At 46.9% G+C, this 19,718-nt stretch carries 33 protein-coding genes; all 33 read right to left on the bottom strand.

What is annotated here, in order from left to right; all coding sequences use genetic code 11:
* Nucleotides 1-571: hypothetical protein (locus tag J7K41_03045; GenBank protein MCD6549657.1), on the bottom strand; the 571-nt coding region annotated here is incomplete at its 3' end.
* Between the two features lie 433 nt (nucleotides 572-1,004).
* Complete coding sequence (ftsZ, locus tag J7K41_03050; protein ID MCD6549658.1) at nucleotides 1,005-2,105, bottom strand: cell division protein FtsZ; 1,101 nt, start codon at nucleotides 2,103-2,105, stop codon at nucleotides 1,005-1,007.
* A gap of 11 nt (nucleotides 2,106-2,116) precedes the next feature.
* A complete protein-coding gene (ftsZ, locus tag J7K41_03055) occupies nucleotides 2,117-3,181 on the bottom strand; it encodes a cell division protein FtsZ (GenBank protein MCD6549659.1) in 1,065 nt (354 codons plus the stop codon).
* A gap of 200 nt (nucleotides 3,182-3,381) precedes the next feature.
* The gene (locus J7K41_03060) at nucleotides 3,382-3,942 is read right to left on the bottom strand and encodes a cytidylate kinase family protein (protein MCD6549660.1); all 561 of its coding nucleotides are present in this window, start codon (nucleotides 3,940-3,942) and stop codon (nucleotides 3,382-3,384) included.
* Between the two features lie 63 nt (nucleotides 3,943-4,005).
* Complete coding sequence (gene rpl34e, locus J7K41_03065; GenBank protein MCD6549661.1) at nucleotides 4,006-4,332, bottom strand: 50S ribosomal protein L34e; 327 nt, start codon at nucleotides 4,330-4,332, stop codon at nucleotides 4,006-4,008.
* A 92-nt stretch (nucleotides 4,333-4,424) separates the two neighbouring features.
* Nucleotides 4,425-4,925 (bottom strand): DUF106 domain-containing protein, encoded by a 501-nt coding sequence (locus J7K41_03070; GenBank protein MCD6549662.1) that lies wholly within the window; start codon nucleotides 4,923-4,925, stop codon nucleotides 4,425-4,427.
* A 19-nt stretch (nucleotides 4,926-4,944) separates the two neighbouring features.
* Nucleotides 4,945-5,511, bottom strand: coding sequence for an adenylate kinase (locus tag J7K41_03075; GenBank protein MCD6549663.1), 567 nt, complete (start codon nucleotides 5,509-5,511; stop codon nucleotides 4,945-4,947).
* A 124-nt stretch (nucleotides 5,512-5,635) separates the two neighbouring features.
* Nucleotides 5,636-7,078, bottom strand: a complete 1,443-nt coding sequence (secY, locus tag J7K41_03080; GenBank protein MCD6549664.1) for a preprotein translocase subunit SecY — start codon at nucleotides 7,076-7,078, stop codon at nucleotides 5,636-5,638.
* 14 nt (nucleotides 7,079-7,092) lie between these two features.
* Nucleotides 7,093-7,578 carry an uL15 family ribosomal protein gene (locus J7K41_03085; GenBank protein ID MCD6549665.1) on the bottom strand — a complete coding sequence of 162 codons (486 nt, stop codon included), beginning with the start codon at nucleotides 7,576-7,578 and terminating at the stop codon, nucleotides 7,093-7,095.
* 17 nt (nucleotides 7,579-7,595) lie between these two features.
* Complete coding sequence (locus J7K41_03090; protein MCD6549666.1) at nucleotides 7,596-8,033, bottom strand: 50S ribosomal protein L30; 438 nt, start codon at nucleotides 8,031-8,033, stop codon at nucleotides 7,596-7,598.
* Nucleotides 8,034-8,054: 21 nt separating this feature from the next.
* Nucleotides 8,055-8,672, bottom strand: a complete 618-nt coding sequence (locus J7K41_03095; GenBank protein MCD6549667.1) for a 30S ribosomal protein S5 — start codon at nucleotides 8,670-8,672, stop codon at nucleotides 8,055-8,057.
* 39 nt (nucleotides 8,673-8,711) lie between these two features.
* On the bottom strand, nucleotides 8,712-9,302 hold the full coding sequence (locus J7K41_03100) for a 50S ribosomal protein L18 (GenBank protein ID MCD6549668.1): 591 nt from the start codon (nucleotides 9,300-9,302) through the stop codon (nucleotides 8,712-8,714).
* A 21-nt stretch (nucleotides 9,303-9,323) separates the two neighbouring features.
* Nucleotides 9,324-9,938, bottom strand: coding sequence for a 50S ribosomal protein L19e (locus J7K41_03105; protein ID MCD6549669.1), 615 nt, complete (start codon nucleotides 9,936-9,938; stop codon nucleotides 9,324-9,326).
* Nucleotides 9,939-9,943: 5 nt separating this feature from the next.
* A complete protein-coding gene (locus tag J7K41_03110; GenBank protein MCD6549670.1) occupies nucleotides 9,944-10,327 on the bottom strand; it encodes a 50S ribosomal protein L32e in 384 nt (127 codons plus the stop codon).
* Nucleotides 10,328-10,336: 9 nt separating this feature from the next.
* Nucleotides 10,337-10,867, bottom strand: coding sequence for a 50S ribosomal protein L6 (rplF, locus tag J7K41_03115; GenBank protein ID MCD6549671.1), 531 nt, complete (start codon nucleotides 10,865-10,867; stop codon nucleotides 10,337-10,339).
* 9 nt (nucleotides 10,868-10,876) lie between these two features.
* Entirely contained in the window at nucleotides 10,877-11,263 is a 387-nt protein-coding gene (locus tag J7K41_03120; protein ID MCD6549672.1) for a 30S ribosomal protein S8, read from the bottom strand.
* A gap of 10 nt (nucleotides 11,264-11,273) precedes the next feature.
* Nucleotides 11,274-11,441, bottom strand: coding sequence for a 30S ribosomal protein S14 (locus tag J7K41_03125; GenBank protein MCD6549673.1), 168 nt, complete (start codon nucleotides 11,439-11,441; stop codon nucleotides 11,274-11,276).
* Between the two features lie 30 nt (nucleotides 11,442-11,471).
* The gene (locus J7K41_03130) at nucleotides 11,472-11,987 is read right to left on the bottom strand and encodes a 50S ribosomal protein L5 (GenBank protein MCD6549674.1); all 516 of its coding nucleotides are present in this window, start codon (nucleotides 11,985-11,987) and stop codon (nucleotides 11,472-11,474) included.
* Between the two features lie 20 nt (nucleotides 11,988-12,007).
* The gene (locus J7K41_03135) at nucleotides 12,008-12,730 is read right to left on the bottom strand and encodes a hypothetical protein (GenBank protein MCD6549675.1); all 723 of its coding nucleotides are present in this window, start codon (nucleotides 12,728-12,730) and stop codon (nucleotides 12,008-12,010) included.
* A gap of 4 nt (nucleotides 12,731-12,734) precedes the next feature.
* On the bottom strand, nucleotides 12,735-13,088 hold the full coding sequence (locus J7K41_03140; protein ID MCD6549676.1) for a 50S ribosomal protein L24: 354 nt from the start codon (nucleotides 13,086-13,088) through the stop codon (nucleotides 12,735-12,737).
* Nucleotides 13,089-13,110: 22 nt separating this feature from the next.
* Nucleotides 13,111-13,512: an uL14 family ribosomal protein gene (locus tag J7K41_03145; GenBank protein ID MCD6549677.1), complete on the bottom strand. Its 402-nt coding sequence runs from the start codon at nucleotides 13,510-13,512 to the stop codon at nucleotides 13,111-13,113.
* A 21-nt stretch (nucleotides 13,513-13,533) separates the two neighbouring features.
* Entirely contained in the window at nucleotides 13,534-13,851 is a 318-nt protein-coding gene (locus J7K41_03150) for a 30S ribosomal protein S17 (GenBank protein MCD6549678.1), read from the bottom strand.
* Nucleotides 13,779-13,961, bottom strand: coding sequence for a hypothetical protein (locus J7K41_03155; protein ID MCD6549679.1), 183 nt, complete (start codon nucleotides 13,959-13,961; stop codon nucleotides 13,779-13,781). Before J7K41_03155 ends, J7K41_03150 begins: the two co-directional genes overlap by 73 nt.
* A gap of 22 nt (nucleotides 13,962-13,983) precedes the next feature.
* Nucleotides 13,984-14,292, bottom strand: a complete 309-nt coding sequence (locus J7K41_03160) for a ribonuclease P protein subunit (GenBank protein ID MCD6549680.1) — start codon at nucleotides 14,290-14,292, stop codon at nucleotides 13,984-13,986.
* 4 nt (nucleotides 14,293-14,296) lie between these two features.
* A complete protein-coding gene (gene yciH / locus J7K41_03165) occupies nucleotides 14,297-14,608 on the bottom strand; it encodes a stress response translation initiation inhibitor YciH (GenBank protein MCD6549681.1) in 312 nt (103 codons plus the stop codon).
* On the bottom strand, nucleotides 14,601-14,939 hold the full coding sequence (rpmC, locus tag J7K41_03170) for a 50S ribosomal protein L29 (protein MCD6549682.1): 339 nt from the start codon (nucleotides 14,937-14,939) through the stop codon (nucleotides 14,601-14,603). Before rpmC ends, yciH begins: the two co-directional genes overlap by 8 nt.
* Nucleotides 14,940-14,963: 24 nt before the next feature.
* On the bottom strand, nucleotides 14,964-15,680 hold the full coding sequence (locus J7K41_03175; protein ID MCD6549683.1) for a 30S ribosomal protein S3: 717 nt from the start codon (nucleotides 15,678-15,680) through the stop codon (nucleotides 14,964-14,966).
* A 26-nt stretch (nucleotides 15,681-15,706) separates the two neighbouring features.
* A complete protein-coding gene (rplV, locus tag J7K41_03180) occupies nucleotides 15,707-16,339 on the bottom strand; it encodes a 50S ribosomal protein L22 (GenBank protein MCD6549684.1) in 633 nt (210 codons plus the stop codon).
* A 21-nt stretch (nucleotides 16,340-16,360) separates the two neighbouring features.
* Entirely contained in the window at nucleotides 16,361-16,762 is a 402-nt protein-coding gene (locus J7K41_03185) for a ribosomal protein S19 family protein (protein ID MCD6549685.1), read from the bottom strand.
* A gap of 9 nt (nucleotides 16,763-16,771) precedes the next feature.
* Complete coding sequence (locus tag J7K41_03190) at nucleotides 16,772-17,500, bottom strand: 50S ribosomal protein L2 (GenBank protein MCD6549686.1); 729 nt, start codon at nucleotides 17,498-17,500, stop codon at nucleotides 16,772-16,774.
* A gap of 12 nt (nucleotides 17,501-17,512) precedes the next feature.
* The gene (locus tag J7K41_03195; GenBank protein MCD6549687.1) at nucleotides 17,513-17,764 is read right to left on the bottom strand and encodes a 50S ribosomal protein L23; all 252 of its coding nucleotides are present in this window, start codon (nucleotides 17,762-17,764) and stop codon (nucleotides 17,513-17,515) included.
* Nucleotides 17,765-17,784: 20 nt separating this feature from the next.
* The gene (locus J7K41_03200) at nucleotides 17,785-18,585 is read right to left on the bottom strand and encodes a 50S ribosomal protein L4 (protein MCD6549688.1); all 801 of its coding nucleotides are present in this window, start codon (nucleotides 18,583-18,585) and stop codon (nucleotides 17,785-17,787) included.
* Nucleotides 18,586-18,602: 17 nt separating this feature from the next.
* The gene (locus J7K41_03205) at nucleotides 18,603-19,559 is read right to left on the bottom strand and encodes a 50S ribosomal protein L3 (GenBank protein MCD6549689.1); all 957 of its coding nucleotides are present in this window, start codon (nucleotides 19,557-19,559) and stop codon (nucleotides 18,603-18,605) included.
* Nucleotides 19,560-19,718: the final 159 nt, after the last annotated feature.

The raw sequence follows: 19,718 nt of genomic DNA on the forward strand, positions 1-19,718 counted from the left end.
CCGCTACATCGCTGAAATCGTAGTTCACACCGCCGTGACCGACGAACACCGAACCGTAACCGAACTCCGACGGCTCCGACAACGTCACAACCGACGGTAAACCTAAACCGCCCCGTATCATCCATACACCGGACCGCGGCAGTACGGTGATCAGGAATAATTCGTCCGCACCGTCACCGTCATAATCGTAAACCTCGGCCCATAACGGACCTCTATACCTGACCGTTACCGACGGTGTAATAAAGGAATTTTCAGAAATGTTGAACGGACCGTAATAGATCCCGCACTGTTTCTCGCTACCCGACGAAACAGATAACAACGCTATATCGCGTTCACCGTCACCGTTGAAATCACCGCTGTAAACAACCGGACGATCAGATTCAACGAACACGTAGGATAGGTCGGTCAGGTTCAACGGTGTGCTCGCATCCGACGGTATCACGGCCGACAGTGTCAGTACGGCGCGCGGGCGCACGCCCGCGCGTCCGAGCGTGTACAACCCGACAACGATACATACCACAACAGCCAACATAACCGCAGCAACAACCTTCTCCAAACGCCGCATATCCATAATTCTGCACCTCTACATCTTGATAGACATTACCTCGATAGGTATTGCACATATTGCATAGTCTCAAGAAGAATTTATTAGGGTAGTTTTAAAAATCATAACGTTCAGTAACGTTTGCAACTTCGTTCAGAAAGAACATCACGAAAAAATATTCCACTACAACCCGAGAAGAGTAGCGAAAAGAAAAAAAGAGGCGATCAACAGGAAAGCCGGTGAGACATGCTTCCCTGTCAACCGAGGTTTTTCTTAAACCCGCCTACAGAAAAATAAAAGACAACTTGGTTACCGGAGTGTACCGTAGCGTTGCAGTGTAACGTTGCAGTATAGCATTGCGTTGCGGTATTGCGAGTTGCGGACAGCATGGTACATGACCGGTGACAGGTGCAACGGTTACGGTCAGGTTACGGTTGCGTGACGGCGTTCGCGTTTCGGTTCACAGATAGAAGAGGTCTTTAGCTTCCTCTACAACGGTTTCCTGAGTCATCGTCTCGCGTGTCACTGCAGGAACATCGGACTGCTCGTGCTCGGACATAATGTACGGTGATTTTATGCCCGTTGTTATCATTGTCACGTAGATACGTTCACCCATTTCCGGAGTCAACCGTGCGCCTATCTTAACGTTCGCATCCGGGTCAAAGGACTGTGTCAACCGTTCACCGATCTCTATACCTTCACCCAACGTCAATCCGGGACCGCCCGATATGTGGATCAGTGCACCCTTTGCACCTTCGTAATCGACATCGAGTAACGGATGCGTCAACGTGCTCTTAACAACCTCTTCCACCCTGTCCGGCCCGGTTCCTTCACCTATGGAGATCATGGCTAACCCGCCGTTCTCCATCACCGTCTTAACATCCGCATAGTCGATGTTCATCAGACTCGGGAACATAATGGTATCGGAGATCCCCTTCACCGCACGTGCGGTGATCATATCCGCGAGTTCGAATGCTTTGTTCACGGGCAGGTTCGGTGCGTACTGAACCAACCTGTTATTATCGATAATTATCAATGTATCGCATTCCTTAGCCAGTTCCCTGATACCCCATTCTGCCTTCTTCAGACGTGCACGTTCCAGTCTGAACGGGTATGTAACTATTCCGACCACTATGGCGCCCTGCTCTTTCGCGATCTGGGCTACGACGGGCGCGGCACCGGTACCGGTGCCGCCGCCCATACCAGCAGTCAGGAACACCAGTTCGTTTTCGCCCAGAGCCTCCCTGATAGTGTTTCTTGACACCTCAGCACATTTCAGACCCACTTCCGGGAAACCGCCTGCACCGAGACCTCTCGTTATCTTAGAACCGATCAGCACCTTCGTATCCGCTTTAACGATATCGAGATGAACTTTATCGGTATTGATAGCAATAGTCCGCGCACTCTTGATACCTGTTTTAGCGATCCTGTTCACCGTATTGCATCCGCCGCCGCCTACACCGACCACTGCGATCCGCACCTTTTCATTGCTGAACAGCGAACCGTCATCACCCATGATATTCGCATTTGTTTTTGCATTCTTTACAATATCCTCGAACATCGTTTCACCTCTCATCCGATCATTTCGATATCAGAATAGATATCGCCGGACAATCTCTCCTCTTCGGGTTCTGCACCGAACACGCTTGCCCCTCGGACGCCTGTCACGATGGCCACGATCTCCAGTTTACCTTCGTAATTAGGTATGAGCCGTGCACCCCATTTCACGTTCGCTTCCGGATCCATCCGTTCGGTTATGATCTCTCCTGCTTTGATAGCATCGCCCAGTGTAAGGTCAGAACCGCCCGATATGTGGATCAATGCACCGCGTGCACCTTCGTAATCGACATCGAGCAGTTTATTCTTGAGAACGCTTTCTGCAGCCTGTCTAACCTTATCGGTTCCTTTACCTTCACCGACCGCTATGAAACCTACTCCACCGCCTTCCATGATCGCTTTAACATCGGCAAAATCGATATTGATCAAACTCGGTTGTGTGATCGTCCATACAAGACCGCCTATAGCACGGGCAAGGATTTCGTCCGCCACCGCAAACGCCTCATTCATCGGCAGGTTCGGGAACAGTTTAACCAATCTATTGTTATCCAGAAGGATCACCGAATCGCACACCTTCTTCAGTTCCTGAATGCCTTGATCAGCTTTAGCGCGACGTGCACGTTCCAGATGGAACGGATACGTTACCATCGCTATGGTTATAGCGCCCTGCTCTTTCGCGATCTGAGCCACTATCGGTGACGCACCGGTACCGGTACCGCCACCCATACCGGCACATATGAACACCAGATGCGCGCCTTCCAACTCCTTCTCGATAAGACCGCGATCCACTTCAGCAGCCTTAGCACCGACATCCGGATAACCGCCTGCACCGAGACCTTTTGTGATGCTCTTACCGATCAATATCTTCTTGGCTCGTTCGTGCATCATCGACAGATGTTGTTTATCCGTGTTTATAGCAACCAACTCTGTACCTTTTACACCGCTTTTTATCAACCGGTTGATGGTGTTATTACCTCCACCACCTACACCAACAGTAACAATCTTAATTCTGTCTGAGCCCATTGTTTCAGATTGAGCCGGCTCTTGCTCATTAAGGACAGATCTCACCAGACTTTCCATATTGATCGCCTCATTTAATACAACGTGACCGAAACATTTATATATGTTACGATTGACCCGAATTTTATATCTCGTATAAGAAGAACAGAAGTTTACGACGTGACGTAAAATTATTGCACAGTCGTTTTATACGGTTTTTCACGGTTAGCCAAAATTTCTCAACCTTCCTCGCAACCGTTTTCAATCTGTCACAATCTTTCTCAATCGGGTATTAAAGCGGTGTCATCTTTCCGTTTTCTTTCAATCCCTCTCATGATTATCTCGGCTATCTCCTCAGGTTTTCGGTCTTCGGTATCGATAACAAGGTCGAACAAAGAGAGGTCGGTTATATCGATACCGTAGTATCGTTTGTAACGTTCTATGTTGTTCCTGTCTTTCTCACGTATGAACGCCAGCGCATCATCAAAAGACAGATTATCCCGTTTCATTACCCGTTGCGCCCGCACCTCTTCCGATGCCTTAAGGAAGACACGAAAATCTGCATCCTTTATCATCCATGCAGCGATCCAAGTTGAAACCACACATCCGCCGAACTCATCGTTCAAACGTTGAACTTCTTCTGCAACACGTTTATCGAACTCACGGTCTATCCTACCGCCGTCATTACTGGCCAACTTCTGAAACTCCATCAACGTCATACCGCGTTCTCTAGCCATATCCTTAAACGTCAATCTAACCCGCGGAAGGTTCAATCTTTTGGCAAGGATATCGGCCACAGTATCTTTACCGCTTCCGGTATATCCTGCTATACATATTATCATCTTCCCGACCCGCTTCAAGAAGAGAATGGCTCTAAAAAAGGTTTTCTTTTAACTTAAAAAGATTCATTCTTTAACCAACTGTTTTACATAATCCCTGTATCTTATTTCTATGTCATCCATCGCTATTATACCTTCCTTCAACCTGCCGGCGTATTTGACTACCTTCTCGGTGCATGCATGACAGAGATGACCGCCGAACAACCGTTCGGGCCTCTTCTCAGATTTAGACATCCCCCTTAACGAATGCGTCCCTTGAAGCTTAGCATGACATATGGCACAGTAATGCACCTTTCCTTTTTCCCTTCTCTTATAATGTATCGTAGTGCGACCGCCCGGTGTCCTCTTGAAAATCCTCCGTTTCGACCTTGACCTGTTCCTAGGTAACGGCATTCTACATCACCTCTTAGTCAAACCTTAAACATTACTCATTTTTCAATCTTTTACTTTTCATCTTTTATAAACCTTTTTCCTAATTTTCGAATTCACTTTTTCATCGTGTCCGACATCTTCCCTTTTGAAACGTTTTTATCCGTTGAACCGTGACGACGCTTTATCAGGGAATACACCAATCCGAGTGTTAAACTCAACGGTATTACGACCAACCAGAACAGATGGATCGGTGTATAGGTTGTCGTCGGATGGAGGATAGGGATGGTTATCGGCAACTCAACGGTCTTCCCATCCCAGAGAGCATTGATTACATGAACGGTGCCTAAGAGTAACGGGAATATGACCAACATCGGCAGGAACCGATACTTCATCGATTCCATCATCAAAGGCATGATCTCTTTCTGTTTGGATTGGAGTTCGGCGATCTTCCTATCATCATTATTTTTAAGCGCATCGGCCAACTCTTTATTGTACTTAAGGATTTCGCGCTGTATCTCGTTAACGCGTTTTCTGTTACCTAGGGTGACGGATACTGCGAACGAGAAGAATACGTAAAACACTGCGATCATCACGACTTCGGTGACCCAATCCATTCTACCACCCGTACGCATTTCAATAGCCGTCGTTTGCCACAACGTTTTCGAAACGTTCTACCGCCTCGTCCAACCTCCCTTCCCTATTCTCTATGAAGACCACGTTTGCACCCGTCACCATAGCGTAGCAGGCAATCAACGTTTCCGACAGTTTCATAACCTTTTCCAAAAGTTCTCTGTCCAAAGGTCTGCGTCTGGTTTCATCGCGTTCGGCACGGGCAACAATTTCATCGATCGGAGCATGCACGAACACGAGATAATCCACCGTCAACCGTGACAAGATCTTCAACGGCAACCCTGCGACGTACCCGTCTTTTGTCGGCACTACCGCATGCGTATCGAGGATTATACGACCGTTCGACCTCTCGCACACCTGTTTTATCTCTTCGCCTGCCTTTTCCTGAACTGACACGTATTCGGTGCGTGAAAGTTTGTTACGCATTTCATCCCTATCCGTTATACCGTACTCCTCTCTAGCGATTCGAAACATCACATCCCCAAAATTAACGACTTCGTGATCCCTTTTATCCGCATTTGAGACAACCGTTGTTTTACCCGCACCGGGCAACCCCATCACTATAATCATAGAGAACACCTTTCCATCGCATCGTAATCAGACCATCTTTCACCAACACCGTCATCGGGCACAACAATCACACAAAACGTCCTGTCATCACACATCATCATATCAGAACATCTTCGCCCTCCTCTCAGAAGTATTTACCTACGCTCGGATACAGAGAGAACACATTCATCCTCTTAAGTTCTTCGTAGAACCTGTGCAATATACTCACCGTCAACAGGATACCTGTACCAGTACCCAGTGCGCCTGTCAGATCCGCGAACACCGCCAGGAGTCCGACGAACGCGCTACCCAGGATCGTTATCACGGGTATGTATCTGCTCAGCAAACGCTCGAGGATCCGCGGATCCCTTCGGAATCCAGGTCTGTGCAATCCGGACGCCATCAGTTGCTGGGCCACATCCTTAGGCCCCATCGACGCCGTTTCGACCCAGAACATACCGAAGATAACCGAGAACAGAACGAACACAATGGCATATACTATCACGTGCAGGATCTGCGGGATATGATAGATCGGCGTAACCTGTTGGAACAGGGATGCATAATACTCGAATATATTTACTTTGTAAGGTTTACCTATGTATGTTAGGAGATACAGGAAACCGTCAACAAGTCTCGGACCGGTCTCGGTTTGTTGAACCCAACCTATCATACCCAACACATCGACACCCTGCGGTGTTTCGGTAGGCGCGTGTGCAGGTAGGAACAATGCCATCAACTGTATGTAAACCATCAGGGCCGAGGTCAGGATAACAGGTATATTGGACACATAGAGGAACTTTATAGGCAACCTACCGCCGACACCGCGCGCCATACCGAAGGACAGAGGTATCTCGATCTTCATACCCTCGGCATAAGCAACGACAGCGAACACTATGATCGTAGAGAACAAAGGCATCAGTTGGATGATCATGTCAGACAACGCAAACGCGCCACCGGTAGCAAGAGTGCTCATAACCCCTCCATCACCGATCAACAGGTCGACTGTTCCGTACACAACTGTGAACGACACGTTAGCCGCGATGAACAGTGAAACACCGGAACCGATACCGTACTTGCTCACGATCTCATCCAAAAGCAGTACAATAACAGATCCGGCAATCAACTGCAGTATTACAACAACCTGAGTAAGGAACAAACTTCCCAAGACAGGGAGGACCGTAATCTTACCTAGGAATACATACATGGACGCTTGAAACACGGCGATCAAGATTGTCAGGAATTTCTGTACTGTTGCGAATGTTCTCCTATCATCCATATTATGCATATCTAGATGGATCATCCCTGCACCGTTTAACAACTGTAAGATGATACTGGCTATAACGATCGGTCCGATACCCAAAGTTATAAGGGAACCGTTTCTGCTAGCGGTTACCACCTGGATAAAATCTACGCCTTGAGATTTTGGTTGGTACACACCGAACGCAATAGTGTTATACATGATGAAGTACAGGGTGAGCGCTATACCCACCCATATGAGACGTTGTTTGATGTTTGGAGGCACACCCGGCGGAGATATCTCGGGTAGAAAACGTCTGACGGTCTCGGCAAACGTTCTTAAGGTAGACATAGAATACCACCGATTTAATCAGGTTTTTCGTTGTCTGACGGTTCGGTTACAGCACCTTCTGCGGTTTCTGTTCCGCTCTCTGTGCCGGACGCTTCTGACAGAAGTTCTACCGCGCCGCCGGCCTTAACGATCTTTTCCTTAGCTTTTTCGGTAACGGTCAGTGCACGTACTTTGACAGGCACATGTATACTTCCCGTGCCCAACACCTTACCGTCAAACTCAAACACATAGACCCCGTCCGACTTATCGATCAACCCTCTTCTGCACAGGTTCTCTATCTCATAAACATTGATAGTTTTGACGAACTTACGCACAGGTCTGACGAAACCGTGTTTACCGAGTAGATGTTTCTCATACTTAAACCTGTACGTTTTCTTATGTTTAAGCCCGCTGTGTCCGACACCGCCACGGTTACCTTTACCCCGTGTTCTTTTACTTTCCCCACGACCGTGGGTTCGGTTACCTATCAACTTTCTGCTTCTCTTCCTAAATCGTTTCATGACCACCACCGACCTTTTTACACCATCTTCATAAGAAGTTCATCCAACGTCGGCCATTTACCCAGGGCACCGTAAGGGTATGGACGTTTTATACTTCTGTATCCTTTTCGTGGAGGATTCAACCTGAACACCGGTTTGATACCTAAGTCTTTAAGCGTTTTCTTACCCTCGAAGAATTCTTTGACGAACTGTTTTATTTCTTCATCACTCAACTCCACCTTACGTTTTCTCGAGAATTCTCCGCGTTTTTTGATCAACCGTTCCATCATCACCGGACTGATCGGTCCGTACGCCACATAATCTTTAACCACGTTGAGCATCCCCCGGTAATAGGGGTTATCATCCACCACCACGCAATGATTAACACGTGTCAGGTTAAGTTTTTCGAGAGTTGTTCTTATCTTGGGTTTCACACCCCATAACCCTCTTACACGTACAACTGCAATCTTTTCCATAACCACTCACCCGCACAACCTTCACATACCTCCCTTGATACGTCTCAGGTTTTTAAGTGCAGTAATAGTAGCCATCGCGGTATTGTAGACATTACACGTATGACCGCGCGTAAAACTCCAGACGTCCTTCACACCAGCCATACCGAGTATCTTACGGTTGATTCGGTTGCATGCCAACCCCAGACCTTTTGGAGCAGGTTTAAGCACTACTTCAACGCTACCGTATTTACCGGTTGTTGTAAACGGTAGAGAATGTTTACCTCCACAGGCACATTCCCAGGAACCGCAACCCGTTTCAACTTTGATGATATTTTTCTTAGCATTACGTAACGCATTCTCGATGGCGGGACGTACTTCATCGCTCTTGCCGACACCTACGCCCACATGTCCGTTACCGTCCCCTACGAGAACAACCACTCGGAACTTGGATTTTCGACCGTTGTCAGTTACGCGTTGTGTTGTTTTCAATTCGAGTATTTCGTATTCCAGGTTCGGAAGGAGAAGATCAACGATTTCCGGTTCAAGTATAGGTTTACCCATTTCGAACAGTTGATCGATATCGGTAATTTTACCTTCTCTAACCATTCTACCTATCTCTGTCCTCGGCATCCAACCGCTCACATCTGTCACAGCGGACATTCTGCGACCTCTCGTTCTCAACTTCATGCAACCACCGTCTTATGCATCATCTTTTGTAATCTTTTCTTTAACGGTTTCGAACAATTTATCCAGGTTTACAACATCAACATTTTTATTCAGGTAATCCGAGAACCGTTTCCTGAACAATTCCTCATTTTCTGCTTTTAACCTTTTCGCATATTCTGCTATGTGCAGGCCCCTTATACGGTCCTCCGAAACAACCGATTCATCGAAGGTGCTTTCAATGCCTGCATCGACAACGCCTTTTAACCCCACGAACACGATACTCCCCTTAGATGGTCTGGATAGTCCGATATCCAACACAACCCGTTTAACACCCTTCTTTTTACCTCGTTTACCGCAGAGATAACCTGTTAGATAAGCGGTAGGAGAGTTCCGTTTTGGCAACCAACCGTGTTTGCTCAACTCTTTAGAAGTGGCACTTGCGATCACTCTATCACCTTCTGGAGAGAACTCTATGATCTGAGCGATTACCTGTTTATTAGTTTTACGGATAACGAGCCGCGGCAACCCGCTTTTTATGAGAGCCACACGTTTCCTGTAATCGGTTAACCCTTCCCTTCTCCTACGAAAATGAACCCTATATTTCGGACCTGTCGCCTTACTCATATCGCAACACCTTCAACCTTTTTACGTTTTCTTTTCTTTCTTTGAGGTACCGGTATTATCCTTACCCTTTCCCTTCGTCTTCTTTTCCTTGTTCTCTGCAACCTTCCTTTCTTTATCTTCGGTCTTCTTAACACTTTCCTTTTTCTTGACCTTTCTTCTTATTCGTTTTTTAACGATTTCATCGACCTTTTCCGGGTCGGTAACAAGACCGTTGTCTTTAAGATACTGAACCAAGGCACGTTTACTCCTAAAATGACCTCCTTTAATCATGTAATAAACGCGACGTCTGTCTATCGAACTGATCAACCCTTCCGAATACAACCGTCTCAACACTGCACGTTGAAGCCTCACCCTCGCCATCCACAACTTCTTTCTTAGACCTTTTCTACCGCCTTTCACATTGCCGGGACCCTTCTGCCTGCCTTTCTTACGTTGTCTGGCCCGCTGTTTAGCGCGAGCCCGTGAAACACCTTTCTTTTCAACAGCGTATATTATATTTTCTTTGATAAGCGCACGAACATCATCCCGGGTAAGCGCTTCGCTCACCTTACCCATCTCTTCAGGTTTAAACCTAACCTTACTCACACCCACGCCGAGTATGTCAGCAGCCATGCGTCTTACGGTTCTCACGGACATCGAACTCACCTCTTACCTGTGTTTGTCGCAGGCCTGTTCAGGACGCGTAATCCCAATTTATCGGCGGTCTCCAGTATCTGTCTCCGTTTCTGTGCACCTACGGAACTGGCTATACGGACAGCATGCACCTCTTTGTTTAACGAACCCAACTGTTCTGGATTGTAAACGAGCACTTCCCTAAGTCCTGACGGATGAACACCGCGAACATCATCCGGATTCCTGTATCCTATCGACGGCAACGCACCTGCCTGTTTGAGTTTCTGTCTCTGCTTGTTTCCGGTACCTCTCGGGCGACGCCACACATCCTTCAACCGTGAACGTTTCGTTCTGCCCACGTTAGGTCGTTTGAACCTCGGGTGACCTTTCTTTTTGATCTTTCCACCGGCCATAGGTCTCACCTATTCTTCTTCTAAGGCATAGTATATGCCGTCCTGGAACACTCTCGGGTCATAACCGCGTATCTTGGTAGCGTTTCGTATGTTTGCCGCGGTTTGACCTACCGCCTCTTTATCGACACCTGAGACGATCACTTCCTGTCCTTTAACGTCAACCTTTGTATTTCCTATTATCTTTGCAACCACACGATCCTTTCTACCGACAAAATTCTTTATCTCTATCATGTTACCGTTCACTGTGATACTCATCGGAAAATGCGAATACAACGCTTTCATCCTGATTGTATATCCTTCACGTACACCACGTATGACGTTTCTCAGATGTGCCGCCAAAGTGTTAACGAACATCACATGCCCCTGTAAGACGATCTGCTTATCCTTCTGATTAACGGTCACGTTCGGTATTTTATAAATCTTCTCCAAACTACCTTTTTCACCCGAAGCGTTCACCTTTACGATCCGTCCCTCCTGGTTAACTGTAATCTGGACATCATCAGGCACATCAACCGTTACAACGACTTCCTTCTTAGCCATCGACATCACCTAATAGACATAGGCTATCAATCTTCCTCCGATGTTACGTTTTTTAGCTTCCTCGTTACTCATCATACCTTCAGGGGTAGAAACTATCAGGATACCGAACCCGACACCCGGTATAAACTTCTGTTCCCATTCGAACCATTCATCCTTCTTCACCGGGAACCTCGGTTTTATCACACCGCAGTTATTGATCCTACCTTTGAGTTTAACCTTGAAAAATCCTGACTTACCGTCGTCAATAAATTCAAACTCATCTATGTAATCGTACTTCTGCATGATCCTGAGTACTTCGCGAATAACCTTAGACGCCTTCACCGTACATTCAGGATTACCTTCCCGTTCATTCAATTTTATTGTGTTCATTGCCTGCGCCAACAGATCAACAGACATGCTTATCACCTTAATATTTTCTGTAACCTATCTTACTTGCGACTTCACGGAAACATCTTCTACATATCATCAATCCGTGAGCAGTTATAACACTCCTCGTAGTACCGCAGATCCTGCACCTGTATTCTCCTTTACCTTTATACTTCCTTTCGTACGATACTGTTTTACCTTTACCCATATCACAACACCCTCAAACGCATTTTTATAATCACTCCTCAACATTCACATTAAACTGTTTCTTCATATAATCGATTGCCTCATCTCTGGTAACCCTATGCTTTTTACCTATCCTGCTTCTGGCTCTCCGTCTGTACTTTACCCGTGTTCCGGGTCGTGTCAAGGTCACACAAACGTCGAACCCGAGGATTCCAATATCCGGGTCGTACTTTATACCCGGATAATCTATGTACTCTTTCACTCCGAAAGACACGTTCCCGTATCTATCGAAAGATTTCTCGGGAATCGTATTGTTCACTGCCTTGAGCGCGTTCGTAAGCACTTCATAGGCCTTTTTACCTCTCAGTGTAACCTTCACACCGATCGGATCACCTTTTTTAATCCTGAAGGTAGGGTTACGTACCTTTGCAAGCGTTACTACGGGCGTAGCACCGGTGATTCTGTTTAACAACAGTTTTGCACGTTCCAAAGGTTCACCACCAACACCTACACCTATATTGAGAGTCACCTTTTCCACACGTACTGTTCTCATAGGGTTTTCTGTCATACCATCCCCTCATCCGACATCTATGCTATGAGAGACATCCAATCATCATCAACAGCGATCACGTAATCCGCCACGGTAACGATATCCTTACCCTCCGACTCAACCGTGACAAGTTTACGGTCCGCCTCTTTTTTAATATCCTTGATCACACCGTGATGACCGATATGTTTACCCTTCATTATAAAACATCTGACACCCGGCTCGAGTTTTATCATGCCTGCTATCTTGTTTTCAGGGATCTGAACCTTTATACTGTACCCCGGTTTTACATCGTTATCTGCAATCAAAGATTTACCGTCGTGCAGGGTAATACCTATCCTGGCTTTTGGCAGCATATACTTGTTAACCACTTTACATATCTTTGTCTTACTCTTTTCAGGATCTTTGATCGGTTTGAGAACCATCCTTCCATGAATATTGTAGACGACAAGGTAATGGTCCTCTGAACCGTCGTGATTGATAAGAGTAAGCACGTCACCGAAACCTACCGGATACCTCGGTTCACGCACCACTCTACCGTCCACCTTCACCTTACCTTGACGCACACTCTTTTTAGCCTCGTTACCCGTCTTAACCACTCCCAAGATATCCCTGAGAACCACTGCCAAAGCCACAGAGGACTCTTTGTTATGAGGACCGGGAACAGTAGTAAAAAGCCATTTATCACGCTTTCTATTCTTAAGTACTGCTATCCTCGGAGCATTCAACCGTTTAAGATGTGATCCGCCACCTCTCCTAGCCATTCTTTCACCTCTTCAGTATGTTCATCCGATCATCGTCAAACGTCCCATCCACAAGTTCAACATTGGAAGGATGAATAGGAATAGGTTTTTCCTGACCGCGTGCGTTCGTTCTTGACAATCCCTCTATATACAGAACAACCTTTTTGTAATCGACATCCATCACAGAACCTTCAAACCCTTTATGTTTACCTGTGCGCACACGAACCTTATCACCCTTTCTCACCAGTATGGTCCGCTTATTCGTGCCCAACCGTTTACGCAACTCTTTCGATATATGAACCTTAAGGAACCTCTTACGAATGTGTAAAGGGGCAGTGTACAAAAACTTTCTCTGTTTTCTCGGTTGTTTAGATTTCATCGTTTACCACCTTTCTTCGGTTTTACACCACTATAGATGCTATCCCGGCAACCTTCGGGTACCGTTCAGAGATCTCACGTGCAATGGCACCTTTGATCTCGGTTGCCACAGGTATCCTCTTGGCAGGGTCTATCTCCACGCCTGCGTTATCCTCGAACTGGACACGCATACCGTTAGCCCGTCTGAATTCTTTCTTCTGTCTGACTATCAACACTTTGACAACCTGTTTACGTTTTTTAGGACTACCTTTTTTAACGGATGCAATGACAACGTCACCTATCCCTGCCTTGGCCAGACGTCCTCTCCTTCCCTTGTATTTAAGCACGTTGATGATTTCATACTCTTTGGCACCACTGTTATCAGCGCACACTAACCGTGAACCCGGAACCAACACCTTCGGTATGTGCGAGGTTAACGGTTTCATCCATTTTCACCTCTCAACAGTTTATTCTTTTTCTTCAGCACGTTTTATTATTTCGATAACGGTCCATGATTTGGTTTTACTGAGCCGGCGCGTTTCACCGATTCTGACCAAATCTCCGGGCTGAGCATTGATACAAGGCGGGTTATGCGCAGGTATACGTGAATGCAACCGTGCATATCTCTTGTACTTCGGTATCTTTTTAACGAGATCGCGTTTCACGATCACGGTCCTTGTCGGCCTGGCACTAACCACGACACCTGTGAGCGTCATACCTCTAACTCTGACGTTGCCATGTCTGAAACATTTCTTATCATTGCATTCAACCTTCTCATCACCCATACCAACACACCCTTTCCAGATTTTTTTGCCAACACATTCTCGTCAACGCGTTTCGTCAACACGTTCCCGAACGTTTTCTTCCACTCCTTTTCAAACCCGAAGGAAGACATGCCCTGAAAGTTGCCTTTATTTTTATTCAGATTCTTCTTTATATACCTTTCTCTTCCTCACGAGGTACATCAATTGTTTGGGACGGTCCTCCGGACGATAGGCGATCAACCGTCCGTCCACATCAACGGTTTTATCACCGAGTTTAAACCTGAACACACATGCCGTCTTAGGCACACTTTTTCTGCCTTTGTCAGTCATTATGATTAAACGGTCCTTCGTCTCATCTATCACCTTACCTGCGAGTCCCAGGTACGCCAGACTTCTACTTTTGATAACCTTGACATCCAACCCTATGAGTTCGTGGACCACAAGGTTGTTAACGGTTCGCACCCTGTCACCTGCGTTCGACGGTAATACTCTCTTCGGGATAACCCAGATCCACCAATGCTTTCTTTATCAACCTCGTCTGATCACCCTGTAATATGATCAGACCGTCTTTGGCCGTCCCGCCGCACGCGAGACGTTGTTTGAGTTCCTTTGCGGTCTTAGTCAGGTTTTCCTTATTGATCCCTTCGATGATCGTGACGAGTTTTCTGAACTTCTTACGCGTTGTGTACACACGGATCCGTTGAACCTCTTCTTTCTCTAAAATATCACAAACACAGAGGTCCTTGGGTAACCCACATTTCGGACATATTTCAGGCATTTTTATTCTTCACCTCAGACGTCTTTTTATCATCAGCCTTTTTAACATCTTCTGTTTTTTCCGTTTTTTCTTTAGGTTTAGAAGTTTTCCGTTTTCTTTTGACCTTTGATGCAGTAACATCGAGATTGATACCGAGCTCGCGTTCTCTCATAATAGTTTTCAACACGGCGATTGCGCGACGTAACGTCCTGACCTTACCAGGGTTCGGAGCCCTTCCGCCTGATTTGGCTTGGGTAAGTTCGATCATGTACTCCTTCCGGATATCTTCGTATCGTTTTCGCAGGGATTCGTCATCCAACATTCGAAGTTCTTTAGCACGAACGATAGCCATCCAACACCACCTTTACAACGGTTTTTATCGACGGACACGCCGTCTTTTGATCGTTGCTTCTGCATCCTTAGTCGTCTTGCTCGGCTCGGGTTCCGGTTCTGATGCAGATTTCAATCTTTCCGCCCTGGACACGACAGCCGGCAGTTCTATGGTTTTGACCTCCTTATCTGGGAACTGCGTACCCGGAGGCACTATACGCACGTACACACCTATCGCACCAGGCTTTGGATAAGCGGTATAATGGTCTTTGAGAACGTAATTTGCGGGTTCACCGGCTTTAGGGAGATAACCTGCCGCCACGCGTATCGAACGCGCCCTACCACCTTTACCGGCAAGTTTACCGCTCGCTACAATCTCGGCACCCAACGCGCCGTTTTCCATGATTTCTCTTAACATACTGTGTAACACGGGTCGGACACGTTTACCGCGTTCTATCAATCTGCATACCCGTTTAGCAACGATCCGTGGTCTGAGCATCGGCTGAGTACACTCTGTTACAACTATCTGTGGGTTATCTATACCGAACTTCTCCTTTAACGCTTCGGTAAGCTCCCTTATCGTCCTACCCTTTCTCCCGATCACCTTTCCGGGTCTGAGCACTTCAACATTGATCCTGGTAACCATCGGTGTCCTCTGGATGTCGATGGATGCAAACCCTGCCCGATCAAGTCTCTCCTCCAGGAACCGTGCAATCGCAAACTTTGTCAACGCTTCATCGATAAACTTACGTTCCACCGCCATACATTCACCTTATTCATAATTTTTCTTCATTTCTTTTCAGAAACATCAGACGACCTCTTCTTCTGTTTCGATTCGGTCTTTTCCGAAGGTTTGCCCTTTCCCGCTTTTCCCGCTGATTCGGTTTTCTCCGTACTCTTCCCTTTTTCTGAAACCTGCTCACGTTTTGCCCCTGTTTCACCGGTCTGTTTCTCTTTAGACTGTTCCGGCTTTTTTGGGACAGCCCTCTCCTTCAGGATCACTTCGACGAACGCAGTTTCATAGTTGGACATCATCGGTCTGCCCTTAGAAGATATCCTCGGATATATGTGTTGTTTATTAGCGGCAATATGAAAGACAAAGGTGTCGAACATCCCTTTATGTTCTGCATTAGCTAACGCGTTCTTCAGCACGTCTAACACGATCCTGGCTTCTTTTTTCGGGTAGCGACCTTTTTTACCTCCGAGTTCTCTCCGATGCGCCATCTTCTTATTATGTCTTCGGTAGAGAACAGCGCGTTTACCCTCAGCCACTTCTTCAAGGAATTTTATGGCTTCTTCGGTACCCATACCTCTAACGTTATCGCACACTGCGGTGAGGTCTTTGTAAGATGCATCAACATCGTTGACCCTCGCCTTAGCAACCTTTTCATCGGTTACTTCAACCATATACTTGTTCCTCATGAGAAACACCTTCCAACATGTTTACTTCAAGGGCACGAACTTGGAACTCCTGGTAGCACCCACGCCAGGACCTGAATGCACTACCTTTGCCGTTGTATGACTGAAATCACCCAACCTGAACCCTAACTTGTCTATCGTGATCTCCACGGGCACGTATTCCTTCCCGTTGTGCACTGCAAACTTCAGTCCCAACCATTCCGGTATGATAACGGCCGACCTTACCCTTGTCTTGATCGGTTTGTTTATCTTACCTTTGGCCTTAAGTTTACGAACCTTGTTGATCAACTTCTTGTACATCGGAAATTGGTTCAACCGTTTGAGCGTTCTACGTTCTCTGGCCGTTACATACTGCATGAACGTTTGAATATCCATATCTTTCAGTTCCTCTTCGGTTAACCCTCTATACGTTTTCACACGCGCCATTCAACCACCTTACTTCCTCTTCCGTCTACCGGTTCGTCTTGAAGCGATCGCACCCACCTTTCTGCCAGGCGGAGCGTTACGGGCAACAGATTTGGATTTACCCGGATGATGTTGTTTACCTCCGAACGGATGGGCCACCGCATTCATCGCAACACCGCGGACGACAGGCCAACGTCTGTTCATTGCCTTATGTTTGTAGTAACTCGCACCTGCCTTTACCAACGGTTTCTCCTTCCATCCGCCGCCTGCTATCACACCGATCTGAGCACGACATTCTCCGTTCAAAACCAGTTTTCTCCTGCTCGGTAGTTCAACAACAACCTTATCGTTTTCCTTTGACCTGATGATCGCGTATCCGCCGGGTGACCGAACGAACTTACCGCCATCACCGGGAACCTTCTCTATATTATTTATCATAAAACCTTCGGGGATCTTTGCCAAAGGAAGAACGTTACCGACAACCGGACGCGCATCCACACCTACTTCCACGATGTCCCCTACCTTGATACCTTCCACTGCCGGTAGATATGCAATCGATTTATCTTCGTAAAGAACCTGCATGATCAGCGCATAATGACCGGGGTCATCAACGAACCCCATCACTTCTCCGCGCAGATAACTTTTCTTCTCGGTTTCATCGTAAGACCTATAACTAACCTTGCATTTATACCTGTGACTAGGTGCTTTGTTGGAAGGTGTACCTTTACCACGCCGTTGTTGTATCAAACGTTTACCCATAAGACACCAACCTCATGCAACCTTCAGTTTAGCAGCCACTTCATCGGCTTTGTATTCAGGTTTAAGTTTGACAAATGCCCTTTTCTCACCTTTCAGAGTGTTGTGGACGGTAACCTTATCAACCTTAACATTGAACATCTCTTCGACTTCACGTTTAACGTCCTGTTTGGTGGCGTTCTTATCGACTACGAACACGAGTTTATTCTGGAACTCCATCAACGCAATCGCTTTTTCGGTTGTTACGAGATGTTTCAATACATCCATAATCATCCACCTTTACATATTTAATTGTTTTCCGCAAACACGGATTCATCGAGATTATCGATCTCGTCCAGCACGTTCACACTGTACAGGGTAAGCCTGCCCGGATGTGTTCCGGGTGCCAGAAGTTCCACCGACAACTTATCGGGCGTAACCACATCAACACCCGGCAGGTTACGTGCGGATTTGAGAAGCGGAGACCCTTCCTTCACAACGATCAGCACCGACTTGGGCGTGTAGGTACCGCCCTTCCTGGTCGTGACACGTTTACGGCCGTTCTTTGCCCGAGCCATATCTTTACCGACGATCTTCGACAACGCTGTGTAAACATCCTTTGTCTTAGTGAGTTTGTCAAAAGATTCATCGATCAGTATAGGAACATCTGTATCGACCTTGTGACCGCGGGCAACCACGATGTCCTTGTGCGTGGTAGCCGCGATGGCACTTCTCAGTGCCTTGAGATGTTCCTTTTTGTTGATCAGTTCGACGATCTTCTTCTCAACCTTCGGCGGATGAGCACGACGACCTTTCACGGCAAACGGCACTTTACGAACATCACCCCATCTTCCCTTCGGACGTACAGTCCTCGGTAAACGGGCCTGGCCCCTGTTCTTCAGAGATGCATAGGACTCTTTACGACCTCTGTACTTGGCACTGGTCTCGAGACCTGCCCACACATAGTTTCCTTTGGGTTGATATCGTTTGGATTGTTCTGCCAGCACTGCCCGTCTGATCAGATCCTCGCGCACCGTCTCCTCAAACACCTTCGGAAGTTCTATCTCCTTGATAACAGACCCGTTCACATCATAAACCTTGGCTTTCAAACCTCTCACCCTTCACATCAGTTTTGTGCTTCGAGCGATACATAAGTAATCTTTAACGGTTTATTCTGTTTTGTCTGGCGGACTGCCTTCCTCAATCTGATCAACCGTTTTTTAGGACCCGGTACCGACCCGTAGATGAGCACGTAATCGTTACGTACTACACCGTAATGCGGAAATCCTCCCTTGGGCGTAATCGGGTCGTCTTTTGAACCGATCTTTACAACGAGTTTGTTGAGGTCGGTCCTCTTATGATAACCCATCTGACCGGCGCGCGGTACCGTCCACATGACGTACGGCGGCTTGAACGCGCCGAGTACACCGCCGTGTCTCCGGCGACCTGTTGCCTTACGCGGGTTCAACGGTACACCGAACCGTTTGACAACACCCTGCCAACCCTTGCCTTTTGTAACCGCTATCACATCCACATATTCACCCGGTGAGAGAACATCTGCAACGCGAACCTCTTTACCGAGTAAAGATTTCGCGTATTCGAGTTTTTCATTCTTATCACTGCCGCCGATCGCGATCTCCATACGCTCGACGCGTTTCTTACCTATGCCTGTTAACCCGGGCTGTGTGAAAACGAGAACGCGAACATCATCGAAATCCTCAGGTATCGACTGTTCCTTATTCTCAGTCATACGTTTCTTAAACTTCAACCGCGAAAGAACGGAACTATCGTCAGTAAGATAATCCGTTACGACCTGACCGTTCTTATAAAAACGTATTCCGTAAACGACTATGGGCGGTGTTTCTATCACCGTTACCGGAACGAACACCTCCTTACCTTTGAGATGACTCTTACCTTCCTCGAGGTACAAAACATGCGTCATACCTGCTTTGTAACCTGCAAAACCAAGGAGCCGTGTATTCTCATCGCTAGGCCAAGAGGTAACCCTAGGCGTTTGCCTCTCTGCACGTTTCCTCGGACGGAACCCCATCGATCCCCTTCTGAAAGAATGTTTCCTCGTCATACAATCTACCTTTTACGTGAATATTTACAGAGGTTAGGTGTTAGGATACTAAAGTTTTTAAAATTTAACCTTTATCCTTCACAGGCAAAACAACCCATAACCATCGTATCTGAGAGATACGATGATGAGTTGAATAAGTGGTTATTTTTAACGTAGAAG

The organism is Candidatus Micrarchaeota archaeon, assembly GCA_021163225.1.
Classification (GTDB): Archaea; Micrarchaeota; Micrarchaeia; order Anstonellales; family JAGGXE01; genus JAGGXE01.

Bases quoted from the DNA above. Each gene is read 5' to 3' on its own strand.
- ftsZ (MCD6549658.1), bottom strand. From the start codon at position 2,105: ATGTTCGAGGATATTGTAAAGAATGCAAAAACAAATGCGAATATCATG.
- ftsZ (MCD6549659.1), bottom strand. From the start codon at position 3,181: ATGGAAAGTCTGGTGAGATCTGTCCTTAATGAGCAAGAGCCGGCTCAA.
- J7K41_03060 (MCD6549660.1), bottom strand. From the start codon at position 3,942: ATGATAATATGTATAGCAGGATATACCGGAAGCGGTAAAGATACTGTG.
- rpl34e (MCD6549661.1), bottom strand. From the start codon at position 4,332: ATGCCGTTACCTAGGAACAGGTCAAGGTCGAAACGGAGGATTTTCAAG.
- J7K41_03070 (MCD6549662.1), bottom strand. From the start codon at position 4,925: ATGGATTGGGTCACCGAAGTCGTGATGATCGCAGTGTTTTACGTATTC.
- J7K41_03075 (MCD6549663.1), bottom strand. From the start codon at position 5,511: ATGATTATAGTGATGGGGTTGCCCGGTGCGGGTAAAACAACGGTTGTC.
- secY (MCD6549664.1), bottom strand. From the start codon at position 7,078: ATGTCTACCTTAAGAACGTTTGCCGAGACCGTCAGACGTTTTCTACCC.
- J7K41_03085 (MCD6549665.1), bottom strand. From the start codon at position 7,578: ATGAAACGATTTAGGAAGAGAAGCAGAAAGTTGATAGGTAACCGAACC.
- J7K41_03090 (MCD6549666.1), bottom strand. From the start codon at position 8,033: ATGGAAAAGATTGCAGTTGTACGTGTAAGAGGGTTATGGGGTGTGAAA.
- J7K41_03095 (MCD6549667.1), bottom strand. From the start codon at position 8,672: ATGTCCGCTGTGACAGATGTGAGCGGTTGGATGCCGAGGACAGAGATA.
- J7K41_03100 (MCD6549668.1), bottom strand. From the start codon at position 9,302: ATGAGTAAGGCGACAGGTCCGAAATATAGGGTTCATTTTCGTAGGAGA.
- J7K41_03105 (MCD6549669.1), bottom strand. From the start codon at position 9,938: ATGTCCGTGAGAACCGTAAGACGCATGGCTGCTGACATACTCGGCGTG.
- J7K41_03110 (MCD6549670.1), bottom strand. From the start codon at position 10,327: ATGGCCGGTGGAAAGATCAAAAAGAAAGGTCACCCGAGGTTCAAACGA.
- rplF (MCD6549671.1), bottom strand. From the start codon at position 10,867: ATGGCTAAGAAGGAAGTCGTTGTAACGGTTGATGTGCCTGATGATGTC.
- J7K41_03120 (MCD6549672.1), bottom strand. From the start codon at position 11,263: ATGTCTGTTGATCTGTTGGCGCAGGCAATGAACACAATAAAATTGAAT.
- J7K41_03125 (MCD6549673.1), bottom strand. From the start codon at position 11,441: ATGGGTAAAGGTAAAACAGTATCGTACGAAAGGAAGTATAAAGGTAAA.
- J7K41_03130 (MCD6549674.1), bottom strand. From the start codon at position 11,987: ATGACAGAAAACCCTATGAGAACAGTACGTGTGGAAAAGGTGACTCTC.
- J7K41_03135 (MCD6549675.1), bottom strand. From the start codon at position 12,730: ATGGCTAGGAGAGGTGGCGGATCACATCTTAAACGGTTGAATGCTCCG.
- J7K41_03140 (MCD6549676.1), bottom strand. From the start codon at position 13,088: ATGAAATCTAAACAACCGAGAAAACAGAGAAAGTTTTTGTACACTGCC.
- J7K41_03145 (MCD6549677.1), bottom strand. From the start codon at position 13,512: ATGAAACCGTTAACCTCGCACATACCGAAGGTGTTGGTTCCGGGTTCA.
- J7K41_03150 (MCD6549678.1), bottom strand. From the start codon at position 13,851: ATGGGTGATGAGAAGGTTGAATGCAATGATAAGAAATGTTTCAGACAT.
- J7K41_03155 (MCD6549679.1), bottom strand. From the start codon at position 13,961: ATGTCTTCCTTCGGGTTTGAAAAGGAGTGGAAGAAAACGTTCGGGAAC.
- yciH (MCD6549681.1), bottom strand. From the start codon at position 14,608: ATGCCTGAAATATGTCCGAAATGTGGGTTACCCAAGGACCTCTGTGTT.
- rpmC (MCD6549682.1), bottom strand. From the start codon at position 14,939: ATGGCTATCGTTCGTGCTAAAGAACTTCGAATGTTGGATGACGAATCC.
- J7K41_03175 (MCD6549683.1), bottom strand. From the start codon at position 15,680: ATGGCGGTGGAACGTAAGTTTATCGATGAAGCGTTGACAAAGTTTGCG.
- rplV (MCD6549684.1), bottom strand. From the start codon at position 16,339: ATGAGGAACAAGTATATGGTTGAAGTAACCGATGAAAAGGTTGCTAAG.
- J7K41_03185 (MCD6549685.1), bottom strand. From the start codon at position 16,762: ATGGCGCGTGTGAAAACGTATAGAGGGTTAACCGAAGAGGAACTGAAA.
- J7K41_03190 (MCD6549686.1), bottom strand. From the start codon at position 17,500: ATGGGTAAACGTTTGATACAACAACGGCGTGGTAAAGGTACACCTTCC.
- J7K41_03195 (MCD6549687.1), bottom strand. From the start codon at position 17,764: ATGGATGTATTGAAACATCTCGTAACAACCGAAAAAGCGATTGCGTTG.
- J7K41_03205 (MCD6549689.1), bottom strand. From the start codon at position 19,559: ATGACGAGGAAACATTCTTTCAGAAGGGGATCGATGGGGTTCCGTCCG.